This is a genomic window from uncultured Alistipes sp., from assembly GCF_949296715.1.
Classification (GTDB): domain Bacteria; phylum Bacteroidota; class Bacteroidia; order Bacteroidales; family Rikenellaceae; genus Alistipes.
This window is the reverse complement of record NZ_CASFQD010000057.1, coordinates 125,233-138,583: the sequence shown is the minus strand read 5'-3', so window position 1 is coordinate 138,583 and position 13,351 is coordinate 125,233. Positions and strand designations below refer to the sequence as shown.

Annotated in this window: 14 protein-coding genes, 2 tRNA genes and 1 pseudogene; 6 read left to right on the top strand and 11 right to left on the bottom strand. The window is 58.5% G+C overall.

Translation table 11 applies throughout. The features are described 5' to 3' along the window. The 10 genes and pseudogenes from Q1Y33_RS09245 to Q1Y33_RS09200 all read right to left on the bottom strand — a co-directional run. Positions 1–580 (bottom strand): annotated as a pseudogene (locus tag Q1Y33_RS09245) (DUF1080 domain-containing protein); the annotation flags it as partial. 25 nt (positions 581–605) lie between these two features. Beyond that, the gene (locus Q1Y33_RS09240; protein ID WP_300799484.1) at positions 606–1,886 is read right to left on the bottom strand and encodes a Gfo/Idh/MocA family oxidoreductase; all 1,281 of its coding nucleotides are present in this window, start codon (positions 1,884–1,886) and stop codon (positions 606–608) included. Positions 1,887–1,900: 14 nt separating this feature from the next. Continuing rightward, the gene (locus Q1Y33_RS09235; protein ID WP_300799482.1) at positions 1,901–3,190 is read right to left on the bottom strand and encodes a DUF1080 domain-containing protein; all 1,290 of its coding nucleotides are present in this window, start codon (positions 3,188–3,190) and stop codon (positions 1,901–1,903) included. A gap of 387 nt (positions 3,191–3,577) precedes the next feature. Next, positions 3,578–3,961, bottom strand: coding sequence for a hypothetical protein (locus Q1Y33_RS09230; RefSeq protein ID WP_300799480.1), 384 nt, complete (start codon positions 3,959–3,961; stop codon positions 3,578–3,580). A gap of 332 nt (positions 3,962–4,293) precedes the next feature. Continuing rightward, entirely contained in the window at positions 4,294–4,779 is a 486-nt protein-coding gene (locus Q1Y33_RS09225) for a hypothetical protein (protein ID WP_300799479.1), read from the bottom strand. 77 nt (positions 4,780–4,856) lie between these two features. Further along, positions 4,857–5,582: a hypothetical protein gene (locus Q1Y33_RS09220; RefSeq protein WP_300799477.1), complete on the bottom strand. Its 726-nt coding sequence runs from the start codon at positions 5,580–5,582 to the stop codon at positions 4,857–4,859. 6 nt (positions 5,583–5,588) lie between these two features. Further along, positions 5,589–5,960 carry a hypothetical protein gene (locus Q1Y33_RS09215; RefSeq protein ID WP_300799475.1) on the bottom strand — a complete coding sequence of 124 codons (372 nt, stop codon included), beginning with the start codon at positions 5,958–5,960 and terminating at the stop codon, positions 5,589–5,591. A gap of 39 nt (positions 5,961–5,999) precedes the next feature. After that, the gene (locus tag Q1Y33_RS09210) at positions 6,000–6,404 is read right to left on the bottom strand and encodes a hypothetical protein (protein ID WP_300799474.1); all 405 of its coding nucleotides are present in this window, start codon (positions 6,402–6,404) and stop codon (positions 6,000–6,002) included. A 428-nt stretch (positions 6,405–6,832) separates the two neighbouring features. Continuing rightward, positions 6,833–7,189 (bottom strand): hypothetical protein, encoded by a 357-nt coding sequence (locus Q1Y33_RS09205; RefSeq protein WP_300799472.1) that lies wholly within the window; start codon positions 7,187–7,189, stop codon positions 6,833–6,835. Positions 7,190–7,597: 408 nt separating this feature from the next. After that, a tRNA-Pro gene (locus Q1Y33_RS09200) sits at positions 7,598–7,672 on the bottom strand. Positions 7,673–7,789: 117 nt separating this feature from the next. On the opposite strand from Q1Y33_RS09200, the gene Q1Y33_RS09195 reads away from it, so the two are divergent. The 5 genes from Q1Y33_RS09195 (at position 7,790) to rpsT (ending at position 11,400) form a co-directional block, all read left to right on the top strand. Next, the gene (locus Q1Y33_RS09195; protein WP_300799470.1) at positions 7,790–8,938 is read left to right on the top strand and encodes an ABC transporter substrate-binding protein; all 1,149 of its coding nucleotides are present in this window, start codon (positions 7,790–7,792) and stop codon (positions 8,936–8,938) included. Positions 8,939–8,941: 3 nt separating this feature from the next. After that, entirely contained in the window at positions 8,942–9,943 is a 1,002-nt protein-coding gene (locus Q1Y33_RS09190) for an iron ABC transporter permease (RefSeq protein WP_300799468.1), read from the top strand. A 3-nt stretch (positions 9,944–9,946) separates the two neighbouring features. Next, positions 9,947–10,711, top strand: a complete 765-nt coding sequence (locus tag Q1Y33_RS09185; RefSeq protein WP_300799466.1) for an ABC transporter ATP-binding protein — start codon at positions 9,947–9,949, stop codon at positions 10,709–10,711. A 100-nt stretch (positions 10,712–10,811) separates the two neighbouring features. Next, positions 10,812–10,883 (top strand) — tRNA-Glu (locus Q1Y33_RS09180). 265 nt (positions 10,884–11,148) lie between these two features. Beyond that, positions 11,149–11,400, top strand: a complete 252-nt coding sequence (rpsT, locus tag Q1Y33_RS09175) for a 30S ribosomal protein S20 (protein ID WP_300799465.1) — start codon at positions 11,149–11,151, stop codon at positions 11,398–11,400. A 217-nt stretch (positions 11,401–11,617) separates the two neighbouring features. On the opposite strand, the gene Q1Y33_RS09170 is transcribed toward rpsT, so the two are convergent. After that, complete coding sequence (locus Q1Y33_RS09170; RefSeq protein ID WP_300799464.1) at positions 11,618–12,193, bottom strand: adenylate kinase; 576 nt, start codon at positions 12,191–12,193, stop codon at positions 11,618–11,620. Between the two features lie 94 nt (positions 12,194–12,287). On the opposite strand from Q1Y33_RS09170, the gene thiL reads away from it, so the two are divergent. Then, positions 12,288–13,322 carry a thiamine-phosphate kinase gene (gene thiL, locus Q1Y33_RS09165; protein WP_300799462.1) on the top strand — a complete coding sequence of 345 codons (1,035 nt, stop codon included), beginning with the start codon at positions 12,288–12,290 and terminating at the stop codon, positions 13,320–13,322. The last annotated feature ends 29 nt before the right edge of the window (positions 13,323–13,351 follow it).

The window sequence follows — 13,351 nt, the reverse complement described above, 5'->3', positions numbered from 1 at the left end:
GTGCCAGCGCCGGCCAGAGCGCCGCCTTCAGCTCCCCGTCGGCACCGGCCGCCCACGCCGTCAGCACGGGCTCGGCCTCCGCCATTCCCTTGTCGGCAAAGGCGCGCGCGAGGGCGCAGCGGCGCGCGGTCGTCAGCCCCTCCTGCGCGGCGAGCGAAAGGAGCAGCTCCTCCGTTCCGGGGATCGAGACCAGCGCCCGCAGGACATAGTCCGCAAGAGCAGGGTCGTCCAGCGCCGGAAGCAGCGCCGCAGCCTCTTCGGCCGTGGCGCAGAGCTGCAGCTGCGAGATGAGGAAGCTCCGCTTGGCCGTATCGCCCTCCTGGGCGAGGGCCGCGACGAGCCCCTTGCGTATCGCGGGCAGCAGCGCCTCGCGCCCGGGGGCCGTAGCGTAGCAAACCACGCCGTTCAGGGCGTATTCGAGGGTCGTACTCTTCCCTTCGGCGGCCGGGACGAACATCGAGGCCACCATTTCGACGCCCCGGCTGCCGGTGGCGGCGATTTCGCCCATCACCTCGTCGAAGAGGGCGGGCGTCGAGACGGGCAGCAGCGCCAACAGCCAGATTGCAACTATCTTTTTCATCTTTGCGTATCGTTTTTGCAGGTTATCAGATATGCCACGGACCACGCATGGGCTGGTCGATGAGGCGGTTGGCGGCATCGTCCCCGACGAAGAGCTGCGTCTCGGGATCGAAGTGCAGCGTGCGGTTCAGCCGCAGGGCGCAGGCGCCGAGGTTGACCAGCGTGCAGCTGCGGTGGCCGATGCGCTCGTCGAGCGCGAAGCGGCGCCGCGTGCGCACGCACTCCAGGAAGTCGGTGTTCTGCGGTTCGGGATCGGGCATCTCGGATATCTTCTCCATGACGTTCGGGATCGTGCACTCGAAACCGCGGTAGACCTTGCCGCCCGGGCCCTCGATGTAGGGCACCTTGCCGAGCGTCTCGTAGCCCTCGCCCTCGAGGACGATCTGGCAGCCGTCCTCATACGTGTAGACGATCCTGCGCCAGATGCCCACGGCGTCGTGGTGCTGCTCGGGGGCGTCGACCTCGATCTTCACGGGCGAGGTGTCGTCCTTGCCCAGCAGGTACTGCACCGGGTCCATGTAGTGCTGGCCCATGTCGGTCAGGCCGCCGCCGTCGTAGTCCCAGTAGCCGCGGAAGGTCTGGTGCACGCGGTGGGCGTTGTAGGGCTTCCAGGGTGCCGGGCCGAGCCACATGTCGTAGTCGAGCTCCGCGGGCACGGGCTCGGGCTCAAGGTGGTCGCGGCCGATCCAAAAGAACTTCCACGTGAAGCCCGTGGCGCCGGAGATCGTCACCTTCAGCGGCCAGCCCAGCAGTCCGCTGTCGATAAGCTTCTTCAGCGGCTCGACCGTCGTACCCAGCCCGTAGAAGGTGTCCGTGAAGCGGAACCATGTGTTGAGCCGGAAGATGCGGTTGTTGCGCCGCACGGCCTCGACGACGCGCTTGCTCTCGCCGATGGTGCGCGTCATGGGCTTCTCGCACCAGATGTCCTTGCCGGCGCGCGCCGCCTCGACGGCCATGATGCCGTGCCAGTGCGGCGGTGTGGCGATGTGGACGATGTCTACGTTCGGATCGGCGATCAGGTCGCGGAAGTCGGTGTAGGACTGCAGCGTCTCACCAAACTTCTGCCTGCCCAGCTCGATGCCGCTCTCGAGGTGACGGCGGTCGACGTCGCACACCGCCACCAGCCGACACTCCTTGGTGCTCGTGAAGTGGTAGCTGCTCTTGCCGATGCCGCCCATGCCGATGATGCCCTTGGTGAGCTGGTCGCTCGGGGCGATGAAGTTCGGGCCGCCGAGCACGTGGCGCGGGACGACGGTCAGCAGCGCCATGCCGCCCAGCGTTTTCAGGAAGTTTCTGCGGGATGTCATATCAGTTTGTTGGTTTACAGCGTTTTCAATCGGATGTTGCGCCAGAGGACCTTGATGCCGCCTCCGTCGTGAATCTGCAGGGCGATGCGGCCCTGCGCGGCGCCGATCTTCGCGTCGGTCAGGTCGGCCATCGGCACGTCGTTGAGCCACGTCTGCACACGGTCGCCCTGCACCTTCAGGCGCAGCGTGTTCCACTCCCCTTCGCGGAGCACCGACTCCTTCTCGTCGGGAATCTGCACCAGCCAGCCGCGCCCGTAGGACTCGTAGATGCCGGCCGTGTCGTTGTTCTTCGGCGCCACCTCGCACTGCCAGCCGTGAATCTTCACGGGCGGTTCGACGAACGAGCGGAAGAAGACCCCCGAATTGCCGTTGGCCAGCTGCCGGAACTCGAGCGTCAGGTCGAAGTCGTCGTAGTATTCGCGCGTGGCGAGGTAGCCGTACTCCCGGTCGGGACCACTCTCGCAGACGAGGTTGCCGGCGTCGTCGACATACCACTTCTCGGTGCCGTAGGCCTCCCAGCCCGTGAGGTCGCGGCCGTTGAAGAGTTCGACCTCACGCCCGGCACGGCGGGGCAGCTCCTTGATCTTCAGGTTGCGGAACGAGGCCGGATAGCCGTGGTCCTGCAGGCAGATGACCCCGCGGTGCGCCAGTCCGTACTCGGGTGCACCGGCCCACTTGCCGCTGTTGCGGCGCGCGAACCAGTCGTCGGTCCAGGCCTCGAACTCCAGAATCTTGTGCCCGTTGAGCCAGTGCTCGACATGGCCGTTGTCGCAGACGATGCGCGACGAGTTCCACTCGCCCTGCGGATTGACGAAGAGCGAGTCGGGATCGGGCAGGTGCATGGCGTAGTCCACGCCGAGGCGCTGCCACGGCTCGAGGCGCGTCGGGGCGTTCTGCTCCTCCCAGCCGTCGTTGTCGATGAGCTGGTACTCGGGGCCCGTCACGTAGGGCACCGCGAAGGCGGGGTCCTCGACCACGTGGTAGAGCATGCCGCTGTTGCCGCCGTAGGAGAGCTTCCAGTCCCAGTCGAGGATGAAGTTCTCGTACTGCTGGCGCGTGACGATGTAGCCGGTCAGGTCGCTGCCGTCGCCGTTGGCCTGGATGCAGCCGTCGACCACATGCCAGGGCATTGTCAGTTCGGTGCCGTTGTAGTCCTTCCACTGATCGAGCGTTTTGCCGTCGAAGAGCAGCTGCCAGCCGTCGGCCTGCTCGGCTCGCGTGAGCGTGTTGTGCGCCGGCGTGCAGGACACAGCCGCCAGCAGCAGGGCGCACCCCCACAGGGGCGCATGTAAGGTTCGGATCATAGATCGGGTAATATTAAGGATTGTGAAACGTCGCACCTTCGGAAACAGACACGACAAGAGGGCCCGCCGGCAACCGGCAGGCAGACAACGGACTCGGAAAAATGCGCGGATCGTCGTCGGCGACTTCATCGTAGTTGTTTTTCAAAAAAAAGGTCAACTGCCGCGAATGGCGCCCGGCGCCATACACGACCTTGCGTCCGGCTGAAAAACAACTCTCCCCAAACAGCCTGCAACGCACTCGGGACCGATTCTGCGACCGGTCGCCGGACAAAATTAATAATAATTACGGGAAATCCTCCCTTTCGGCGCAAAAAAGTGCGGAAAAGTTCCTCCCGCCTGCTCCGGGCCCCGGAACGACCGGCCCGACAAGCTGTATCGCTCCTGCCGCTACCGCCCAAGCACTTCCCAGAAGCGGGCCGGCAGATGGATATTCTCCACGTCGCGGGCCCGGGCGAAGAGCGGGGCGATCTGTGCCGGCGTGAAGCCGGCGATGCCGCATCCGATCTCGGTGACGAGGAAGGTCATCTCCGGATGCTGCCGGGCAAACCGGATGAAGTCGTCGACATAGGGGGCGATGGTCTCCACGCCGCCCTGCATGGTCGGGATGGCATAGCTTTGGCCCTGCAGTCCGACACCCTGGCCCCAGACGGCACCGAAGCGCTGCCAGGCCAGCCGCGCGGCCCCGCCGCCGTGCTGTCCGCCGAGATTGCTTCCGAAGACAAAGATCTCACCGGGCCGCAGCGCGGTGATCCGATCGGGTATTGTACGCATAACGATAGGATTTTCACAAAAATACGAAAATATCCGCCCAATTCAAAACCGTGCCGGAAGCATGGCCCCCGGGTGGCGGCAGGCACAACCGCCGAAACGAAAAGAACTCGATAATCGATTGATTGTCAATCCTTTTCTTCAGTCGGGATAACTGGAGGGGAAAGCCGTATTTTTTCGGTTCTCTCCTTATCCTTTATATATACGATGCAATCCAACTACAGGCACATTGCTGCTGTTCTCTTCCATTTGTTTACTCTCCTCTTGCTCATTGTTATCAGACCAACATTTTCAAAGGGCCTATATGATGCCCCTCTGAACAAGTTGGTCCAAAACTATTTCTTTTGAAAAATCAGGAACCAGTCGATTTTTTCATTCGTTGGATCGGAAAGTTGCAACGTGATGCCGACATTCGTTTGATTAATGAGCGCTCGATGCCAATAGACCGTTGCGGATTGTTCGCCCGCATGATATTGACCAATGACACGATGCCGCCATGCCAGCCATGTGCGCTGAATATAGAGCGGCTGCCACTCTAAAGCGGCTAACTGTTGCAGGACTGGCAACGATGATTCCGTCGTCAAGCGGAAATTTCCGTCGTCGTTAGCTTGTAGGGTCAAACGTTCACCGCACTGGGGAATATCGTACACCGTTAGAGAATCTGCAGGAATAGCTGATTTCGGACGAATCTGCCAATCAACTAATTCATAGTCTCCATTGAGTAATTCCAACCTCTCTTTTTGTGATATGGAATTCGCCCAAAGATATATGCCACATCCTGCAATCAACAAGGCGAAAATAAGGAGTAGATAATTTTTCATAATTTGATCGAGCAAGGAAGCGGACCAACTTTTCCAAGGAAACAGATTAAGTTCCTTTGAGTAAGTTGGTCCTAACTCTATTTAATCTTAATGAAGATTCCCACGCTATTTAGCACTTGCGTGTCATCTGATGTTATGGTCGCAGTCTTAACACGATTTATAAGCCCGTCCAAATCTTTATAACTATCAAGCCATCGTATATAACTATCTAATGTTTTGCCTCCATATCCATTAAAACTTACAACAGGATGTCCGTCATGATATGTTATTGTACCGATTCTTTTAAGTTGTTTAAGTGCTTGCAATCTATCTATTACCCCTATATTATCAATATCAACCGTATAGCGAAATGTCCCATCAGGATTTTTCAAATATGTGAGAAAACGCGGTGCACTCATATCCAAGCTTACATTTTGATTGCGATGCGCCGAGGTTATGCGACTTTGAGGTTGGAATTGAGCCAAATGGTATAACATGTGTTGGCAGTCCTTGGGAAGTATTCCTTTTTTTGCGTATTTTCTTTGCTGTGAAGATGTTAGCTGACTCCCCCAGTTCACATATCCTTTAAGAGTATAGGACCAAGTATTATATTCAAGTGTTCGTCCTTGTTTTAATGCATCTTGAATGCATGATAGAAACCTACGTTCGGGTCCAGGGAGCCGATTCCCAAAAGTATAAAGTTGCTGAATTACATCTTCTGCAGGATACGCTGTTCCATTGACAATATATTTTCCCGAACTGGATTGAGCCGAAATGCTATTGCATAAAAAAAGGCAACCGCATAGTATCAATAAATATTTCATATGTATCTATTGTTTATTGCAAACTATTTTAATCGTATATTGACTATCGGTCTCTTTGAGCGTTAATTCCTCTTTCGAAAAACTTGCAATGACTTTATCCCCATTATCTTGATGAAAGATATATTCATTATTAGAAATCTGTTTAAAATGATTTCCATCGGTTTCCGAGAAGCCAATCCACACAAAATCATCATATTGTACAACTATTATTGATGATCCGATTAAATCAGATTGCGCGGCATTTTGGTTTTCTGAAATTTCTGTAGGATTCATTGTTTGACTTGAAAAGAAGACTTCGTTGCAGACATATGTTCCCGATAAATCCGTTGCACCACAAGAGACAAGCAGGAGGCAGATGGCTGATAAAAAAAGTTTCATAATAGTATTTGCTTTTACAAATTGAACTTTCCTCTTCGATTAGAAATAATAAACAGCGCTATTATAGGTCGGTTTAACCTTGTAATCATATGCCTGTTCGTAATCATCGGCAATATAGCCCTTGTCGGTTGGAGAATAAGCATAACAAGTAACCCATCCATTGTACGACTCGTAATATTCAATAGATTGTGCCTGTCCATTGATATATTTGATTCTGAATGGTGCCGTATGGCCTGATTTGGTCGTACCTGTAACTCTCTGATATGTTACTTGCATTTGTCTCTGATTTCCAAAAGGTTGTTGCTGAAAATTATATGTCTGTTGCTGATTGTAATTATAGTTATCCACAGGTCTTGAATATGGAGTGTACGTCGCTCCATAGTTCTGTGCCCCCGCATAACCGCACGACAAAATAAATCCGCAAAGAATCAATAGTTTTTTCATGGCTGTAAAAAGTTTGTTTGTCGTCCCAGCACCTGTACGACGGTTAAAGTTTGGGATTAAAGAAACAGAAAGCGTGGTGCTGAACGCCTATTCACACTTGCAGGTCGTAGGAAACCTTGGTAGATAAATAAGCAACAACACCACGCCGTATCCATGAAAGGATATGACGCGGCAAGATGTCAGCTATTCTCTCTACCTTTTCGAATTTCCTACGTTCGCAAGTCGAGAACAAGCTACACTCTCCGTGTATTCAATATGTTACTGCAAAAGTAACACATTCGGCGGAAAATGCAAAACACCTTGCCCATTCGGGTGTTGTTGCTTGTATTTATGATTCTATGGTGCAGGCATAGCCGTATTTATTTAGTCGTTACATAAAAACAGACCTTGCAGTCGGTCATCAGTCTGTCTGCAAAGTCTGTTGCACGTCATTCGTACCAATCGTTGTACTCGTCGATTGGATAGAAGCGTCGAAAGAGGTCGTGGAAATGAAATGCGAAAAAGGCCATGTCGGTACACATTGCGTTGCGGAAGCATGTGGCCATCACAACATCGTCCTCGTCGTAGACATTGTAATCCACACAACCGAACGAGATGTTTTGACGGCCGATTTTCCGTCCTCCCTCTGTGAAGCCGATGTAATAATAGGATTTTTGTCCCGTTCTGCGATTGAACCGTCGATTGAAAAGGATGGCATCCTCTTTAATCGTGTAGGCAAGATGATTACGCTCCAATAGCCGTCGAACGGATTGCATCGACAACTCTGCATTCTTGACTGTCCCCATTTTTCGAATGTTTTGATTAATGATATGGTCGGGACAGGATGGGGAACCCGTTTTGAAGCGTAATAATCTATTCTGTGCTACATGTCTTTCTTGCCTTTATTTGGTTGTTTCCACAAAAGTAAACAATCGGATTCGAATTTGCAAGGGGAATCAGTCGATTCCCCCGCAAATTCTCTGAATTACATAATCCATGTAAATCGCCTGTCCGCTCGACATTCGTCCAAGAGCAACCCGGTCCGTCAATGATGATTTCGTCCTATTCTCTCAGAAACACAGGTTTTCATCGGTTTTGGTTGACTTCTTGGTTGACTTTTTCGCGTCAACCGCGGCGTCAACCGCCCGTTCGGCAGGCAGGCGCAACAACAAAAAAAGCTTGACAATCATGTGATTGTCAAGCCTTTTCATTAGTCGGGGTGACTGGATTCGAACCAGCGACCACACGCCCCCCAGACGTGTACTCTAACCGGACTGAGCTACGCCCCGATTACCCTTTTCCGACGGCCCCGGATATCCGTTACCTCTCGGTTTGGGACTGCAAATATAGTATATTTTTCAGAAACATCCATATTTCTGCAAGTTTTTTTTCTATTTTTGCAGGCGATGAGACTTTTTTACCCCCTTCTGGCCGGGCTCACAGCCCTTCTGGCCGTCGCCTGCGGCTCCTCCGGAGCCCGCACGCCCGATGATTTCACCGTGGAGCTCTACACGCCCCGCTACGCCGCGGGATTCGACATCCGCGGCACGGAGCACGGGACAAGCTCGCTCGTTACCGTGCGCAACCCCTGGCAGGGAGCCACGCAGGTCGCACAGCACCTGCTCGTGCTGCGCGGCGAAGACGAGGCCCCCGCGGGATTCGACGGCACGGCCGTCCATGCCCCCGTCAGCCGCGTCGTCTGCATGTCGTCGAGCCACGTGGCGATGTTCGATGCACTCGGTGAGGCTGGCCGCATCGCGGGCGTCTCGGGCATCGACTACCTCTCGAGCACCGACATCCAGGCCCGCCGCGCCGCGGGCACGGTCCGCGACGTGGGCTACGACACGAACCTCGACTTCGAGCTGCTGGCCGCCATGCGGCCCGACCTCGTGCTGCTCTACGGCATCGCGGGCGAAAACACGATCGTCACGGGCAAGCTCCGCGAGCTGGGTATTCCTTATATATATGTAGGTGACTACGTGGAGGAGTCGCCGCTGGGCAAGGCCGAGTGGCTGATGCTCGCCGCCGAGCTCTGCGACCGCCGCGACGCGGGCGCCGACACCCTGCAGCAGATTGCGACACGCTACGAGGCGCTGCGCGCGCAGGTCGACACCACGGCCGCCCGCCCGCGCGTCATGCTCAACACCCCCTACCGCGACACGTGGTTCATGCCCTCGTCGCGCAGCTACATGATCCGCCTGATCGAGGATGCCGGCGGCGAGTATGTCTACACGCAGAACGACTCGTCGAGCTCGGTGGCCGTCGACGCCGAGGAGGCCTACCTGCTGGCCAACGACGCCGACGTCTGGCTCAACGTCGGGGCCTGCAACACGCTCGGCGAGCTGACGGCCCAGAATCCCCGCTTCGCCGCGGTGCCCGCCGTGCGCAACCGCCGCGTGTGGAACAACAACCGCCGCCAGACACCCGCCGACGGCTCCGACTTCTGGGAGTCGGGCGTCGTGCGGCCCGACCGGGTGCTCGCGGACCTCATCGCCCTGCTGCACGACGACGGCACAGCCGATTCGCGCTGCTGTTACTACAAAAGACTCGAATAGACCATGTCCCGCCACGCGCTGCTCTTCCTGCTGCTCGCGCTGCTGACTGCCGGGCTCTTCGTCGCCGACCTCGCCTTCGGGTCGGTCGCCGTGCCGCTGCGCGACGTGTGGGCGGCGCTGACGGGCGGTGTCTGCGACGACACGACCCGCACCATCGTCCTGAAGTTCCGTCTGCTCAAGGCCGTCACGGCCCTCACGGCCGGCGCGGCCCTCGCCGCCAGCGGACTCCAGATGCAGACGCTCTTCCGCAACCCGCTGGCCGGGCCCTACGTCCTCGGCATCAGCTCCGGCGCCGGACTGGGCGTCGCGCTCTTCCTGCTCGGGGCCCCGCTGCTCGGCATCTCGGGCCACTCGTTCGTCCAGTCGCTCGGCATCGCCGGCGCGGCATGGCTCGGCGCAGCCCTCGTGCTGCTGATCGTCATGGCCGTCAGCCGCTGCATCAAGGACATCATGGTCATCCTGATCCTCGGCATGATGTTCGGTTCGGGCGTCAGCTCGGTGGTCGAGGTGCTGCAGTACCTCTCGAGCGAGGCGGCCCTCAAGTCGTTCGTCGTCTGGACGATGGGCTCGCTCGGCGACGTCACCTCCGCCCAGCTGGCGCTCATGCTCCCGGCCGTCGCCGCGGGGCTGGTGATCTCCGTGGCGGTCATCAAGCCGCTGAACCTGCTGCTGCTGGGCGAGAACTACGCCCGCACGATGGGGCTCGACATCCAGCGCACGCGCTCGCTGCTCTTCCTCTCCACGGTGCTGCTGGCAGGCACCGTCACGGCCTTCTGCGGCCCCGTGGGCTTCATCGGGCTGGCCGTACCCCACCTCGCGCGCATGCTCTTCGTGTCGGCCGACCACCGCATCCTCCTTCCGGGATCGGTGCTCACGGGCGCCGCGCTGCTGCTCGTCTGCGACCTCATCTCGAAGAGCCTCGCCCTGCCGATCAACACCATCACCGCCCTGATGGGCATCCCGGTGGTGATCCTCGTCGTCGTCCGCAACCGCAACCTCTTCTAAGCCATGAGCATCCTTCTGGACCATATCCGCCTCGCCTACGGCAGCCGCACGCTGCTCACCGACGCCTGCGCCACGCTTGCCCCGGGAACCCTCACGGCCCTCATCGGCCGCAACGGCACGGGCAAGAGCACCCTGCTGCGGGCCGTCGCGGGGCTCGCACCCGCCGCCGGAGGGCGCATCGAGCTGTGCGGACGGCCGCTCGACCAGCTCACGCCGCGCCAGCGGGCCGAGACCGTGGCCTTCGTCACCACGGACAAGGTCCGCATCACCAACCTCCCCTGCGAGGATGTCGTGGCGCTGGGCCGCGCCCCCTACACCAACTGGATCGGCCGCATGCAGGAGACCGACCGGGCCGTCGTCGAACGCGCCCTCGCGCTCGTGGGCATGGAGGCCTTCGCCCGCAAGACGATGGACCGCATGTCGGACGGCGAGTGCCAGCGCGTGATGATTGCCCGGGCCCTCGCGCAGGACACCCCCGTCATGCTGCTCGACGAGCCCACGGCCTTCCTCGACCTGCCGAACCGCTACGAGCTGGCGCTGCTGCTGCGCCGCCTGGCGCACGACGAGGGCAAGTGCATCCTCTTTTCGACGCACGACCTGGACGTGGCCCTCACGCTCTGCGACACCGTGGCGCTGATCGACACGCCGCAGCTGCACTGCCTGCCGGCTGCCAAAATGGCCGCAAGCGGCCACATCGAACGGCTATTCACGGGCGGCGGCATCGTCTTCGACGCTGCGACACAGACGGTTCGGCTGACCAAAAATTGACCGGCGCCACTTTTTTCCGCATATTTTTTTGCACAACTGCTTTTTTTATTTACCTTTGCACCGCTAAAGCAGTCCCATCGGGGTCTGCGATAGTGGTAGAGGCCCATTCGTCTATCGGTTAGGACGCAAGATTTTCATTCTTGAAAGAGCAGTTCGATTCTGCTATGGGCTACAAACGACGGAGGAGGGGCAGCATGAGAGGTGCAGCCCGGAATGGCGAAAGCGAGGATGCGACGGAGGCAAGGATGGCACGGGAGGCGCAGGCAGCCCGGAATCCGAGACCGCAGAAGCAGCCCGCACGCAACCCGAAAGGAATCGCCCCGACTCCGACGGGTGAACAACAAACCAGGAGCGGACCCGAGGGTCTATCCGCCGGCGGCTACGGCCGTTTTGAGAACAGGCAACTGAAAAAGTAAAAAAATAAAAACACACGAATTATGGCAAACCATAAGTCATCGAAGAAACGGATTCGTCAGACGCTGAAGAAGCGTGCGCACAACCGTCTGTTCCACAAGACGGCCCGCAATGCCGTGAAGGCGCTGCGTGCAACCACCGAGAAGAGCGCCGCCGAGGCACTGCTCCCGAAGGTTACGGCGATGCTCGACAAGCTCTCGAAGCACAACATCATGCACAAGAACAAGGCTGCGAACCTCAAGAGCGCCATCCAGTTCCACGTCAACGCCCTGTAATCGGAATCCGAGCGAAAGCACGAAGACGTCCATCCATACGGTGGGCGTCTTTTTTTTGTCCGCACCGCCGCACCGACCCCTCCTCCCGCCTTCCACCTTTTACTTTTTACTTTTTACCTTCCAAAAAAGGCGGCGCCCGCCGAAGAGGCGGACGCCGCAAGGACGCATCCAAACTGTCGGCAGCCCGATCGGGACCGCCGCACACCGGAAGGCGCAATTATTTCACGTTGTCGACGATGCCGGCAATCCGGTCGAAGACCTCGTCGATCGAGCCGATGCCGTCCACCGAGGCATACTTGCCCTGCGCGGCATAGAAATCCGACACGACGGCCGTCTGATCGTGATAGACCTTCAGCCGGTCGCGGATCACCTCCTCCGACGCATCGTCCGCACGGCCCGACTCCTTGCCGCGCAGCAGAATGCGGCGCACCAGCTCCTCCTCCGGAACGTGAATGTCGACCATGATGTCGACCTTCAGCCCGTGTTTTGCAAGGATTTTGTCGAACTCCTCGGCCTGGACCGTCGTGCGGGGGAAGCCGTCGAAGATGCACCCCTTCGCGTCGAGGTGCTCGGCCACGTAGTTGGCAATCATGCCGATGACGATCTCGTCGGGGGCCAGCTTGCCCTGGGCGATGTAGGACTCCATGCTCCGTCCCAGCTCCGTGCCGCGGCGGATCTCGCCGCGGATCACCTCGCCCGTCGAGACGTGGTCGATGCCGTAGCGCTCCTTCAGACGCTGGGCCTGCGTGCCTTTGCCACAACCCGGGGCGCCGAATAAGACGATGTTTATCATATCTGAATCCGTATTTTTGATTGAACGGACAAAAATACGTTATTTTTTGTGGAAACGGCAAAGAATCGTTAGTTTTGTAAAAAGTTTATTATCCATGGAGCAGAAAAAACGCACCGAGATCGCAACGCTCGGACAGTTCGGGCTGATCGACCTGCTGACCGGACCCTTCACGCCGCACAACGCCTCGACGCGCCGGGGCGTGGGCGACGACGCCGCCGTCATCACCCCGCCCGCGGGCGAAGAGATGCTCTGCACGACCGATTCGTTCTACGAGGGCGTGGACTTCGACCTGACCTACTTTCCGCTCCGCCACCTCGGCTACAAGGTCGTGACGGCGGGCGTGAGCGACATCCTGGCGATGAACGCCACGCCGTCGCAGATCACCGTCTCGCTCGGTGTCTCGTCGAAAATCCCCGTCGAGGCGCTGCAGGACCTCTACGAAGGAATCGCCTTCGCCTGCAAGGAGCTGGGGATCGACCTGGTGGGCGGCGACACGCGGGCTTCGATGACCGGACTCGTCATCACGGTGACGACGCTGGGCCACGCCCCGCAGGAGCGCATCGTCTACCGCGGCGGCGCGCAGCTGCACGACCTGATCTGCCTGACGGGCAACCTCGGAGCCGCCTACATGGGCCTGCAGCTACTCGAGCGCGAGAAGCGGGTGCTCGCCGACGTCAAGAACCCCGAACCGCAGTTCAAGGGATACGAATACCTGCTGGAAAAGTACCTCAAGCCGCGCCCGCGCACGGACATCGTCGAGGCGCTCCTCGAGGAGAAGATCACGCCGACGTCGATGATCGACCTGACGGACGGCCTGGCGAGCGACCTGATGCAGCTGTGCAAGGCATCGAAGTGCGGCGCGCGCATCTACCTCGACCGCATCCCCATCGCGCGGCAGACCACGGCGCTGGCCGAGGAGATGCACACCGACCCGGTCATTGCGGCCCTGAACGGCGGCGAGGACTACGAACTGCTCTTCACCGTGCCGCTCGCGATGCAGGAACAGGTGATGCGCCTCGGGCTGGTCGACGTCATCGGCCACATCACGGCCGAGGCGACGGGCGCCTACCTCGTGACGCCCGACGGCGGCGAGATCAAACTCAAGGCGCAAGGCTTTCCGGAGAAATAACCCACCGCAAAACGAATCCCCCGATCAGC

What these genes read in the sequence shown, in the direction of transcription:
- Q1Y33_RS09210 (WP_300799474.1), bottom strand. Translation starts at nt 6,404, where the DNA reads ATGAAAAAACTATTGATTCTTTGCGGATTTATTTTGTCGTGCGGTTAT.
- Q1Y33_RS09195 (WP_300799470.1), top strand. Translation starts at nt 7,790, where the DNA reads ATGAGACTTTTTTACCCCCTTCTGGCCGGGCTCACAGCCCTTCTGGCC.
- Q1Y33_RS09240 (WP_300799484.1), bottom strand. Translation starts at nt 1,886, where the DNA reads ATGACATCCCGCAGAAACTTCCTGAAAACGCTGGGCGGCATGGCGCTG.
- Q1Y33_RS09170 (WP_300799464.1), bottom strand. Translation starts at nt 12,193, where the DNA reads ATGATAAACATCGTCTTATTCGGCGCCCCGGGTTGTGGCAAAGGCACG.
- Q1Y33_RS09220 (WP_300799477.1), bottom strand. Translation starts at nt 5,582, where the DNA reads ATGAAATATTTATTGATACTATGCGGTTGCCTTTTTTTATGCAATAGC.
- Q1Y33_RS09230 (WP_300799480.1), bottom strand. Translation starts at nt 3,961, where the DNA reads ATGCGTACAATACCCGATCGGATCACCGCGCTGCGGCCCGGTGAGATC.
- Q1Y33_RS09225 (WP_300799479.1), bottom strand. Translation starts at nt 4,779, where the DNA reads ATGAAAAATTATCTACTCCTTATTTTCGCCTTGTTGATTGCAGGATGT.
- Q1Y33_RS09185 (WP_300799466.1), top strand. Translation starts at nt 9,947, where the DNA reads ATGAGCATCCTTCTGGACCATATCCGCCTCGCCTACGGCAGCCGCACG.
- Q1Y33_RS09205 (WP_300799472.1), bottom strand. Translation starts at nt 7,189, where the DNA reads ATGGGGACAGTCAAGAATGCAGAGTTGTCGATGCAATCCGTTCGACGG.
- thiL (WP_300799462.1), top strand. Translation starts at nt 12,288, where the DNA reads ATGGAGCAGAAAAAACGCACCGAGATCGCAACGCTCGGACAGTTCGGG.
- Q1Y33_RS09190 (WP_300799468.1), top strand. Translation starts at nt 8,942, where the DNA reads ATGTCCCGCCACGCGCTGCTCTTCCTGCTGCTCGCGCTGCTGACTGCC.
- rpsT (WP_300799465.1), top strand. Translation starts at nt 11,149, where the DNA reads ATGGCAAACCATAAGTCATCGAAGAAACGGATTCGTCAGACGCTGAAG.
- Q1Y33_RS09235 (WP_300799482.1), bottom strand. Translation starts at nt 3,190, where the DNA reads ATGATCCGAACCTTACATGCGCCCCTGTGGGGGTGCGCCCTGCTGCTG.
- Q1Y33_RS09215 (WP_300799475.1), bottom strand. Translation starts at nt 5,960, where the DNA reads ATGAAACTTTTTTTATCAGCCATCTGCCTCCTGCTTGTCTCTTGTGGT.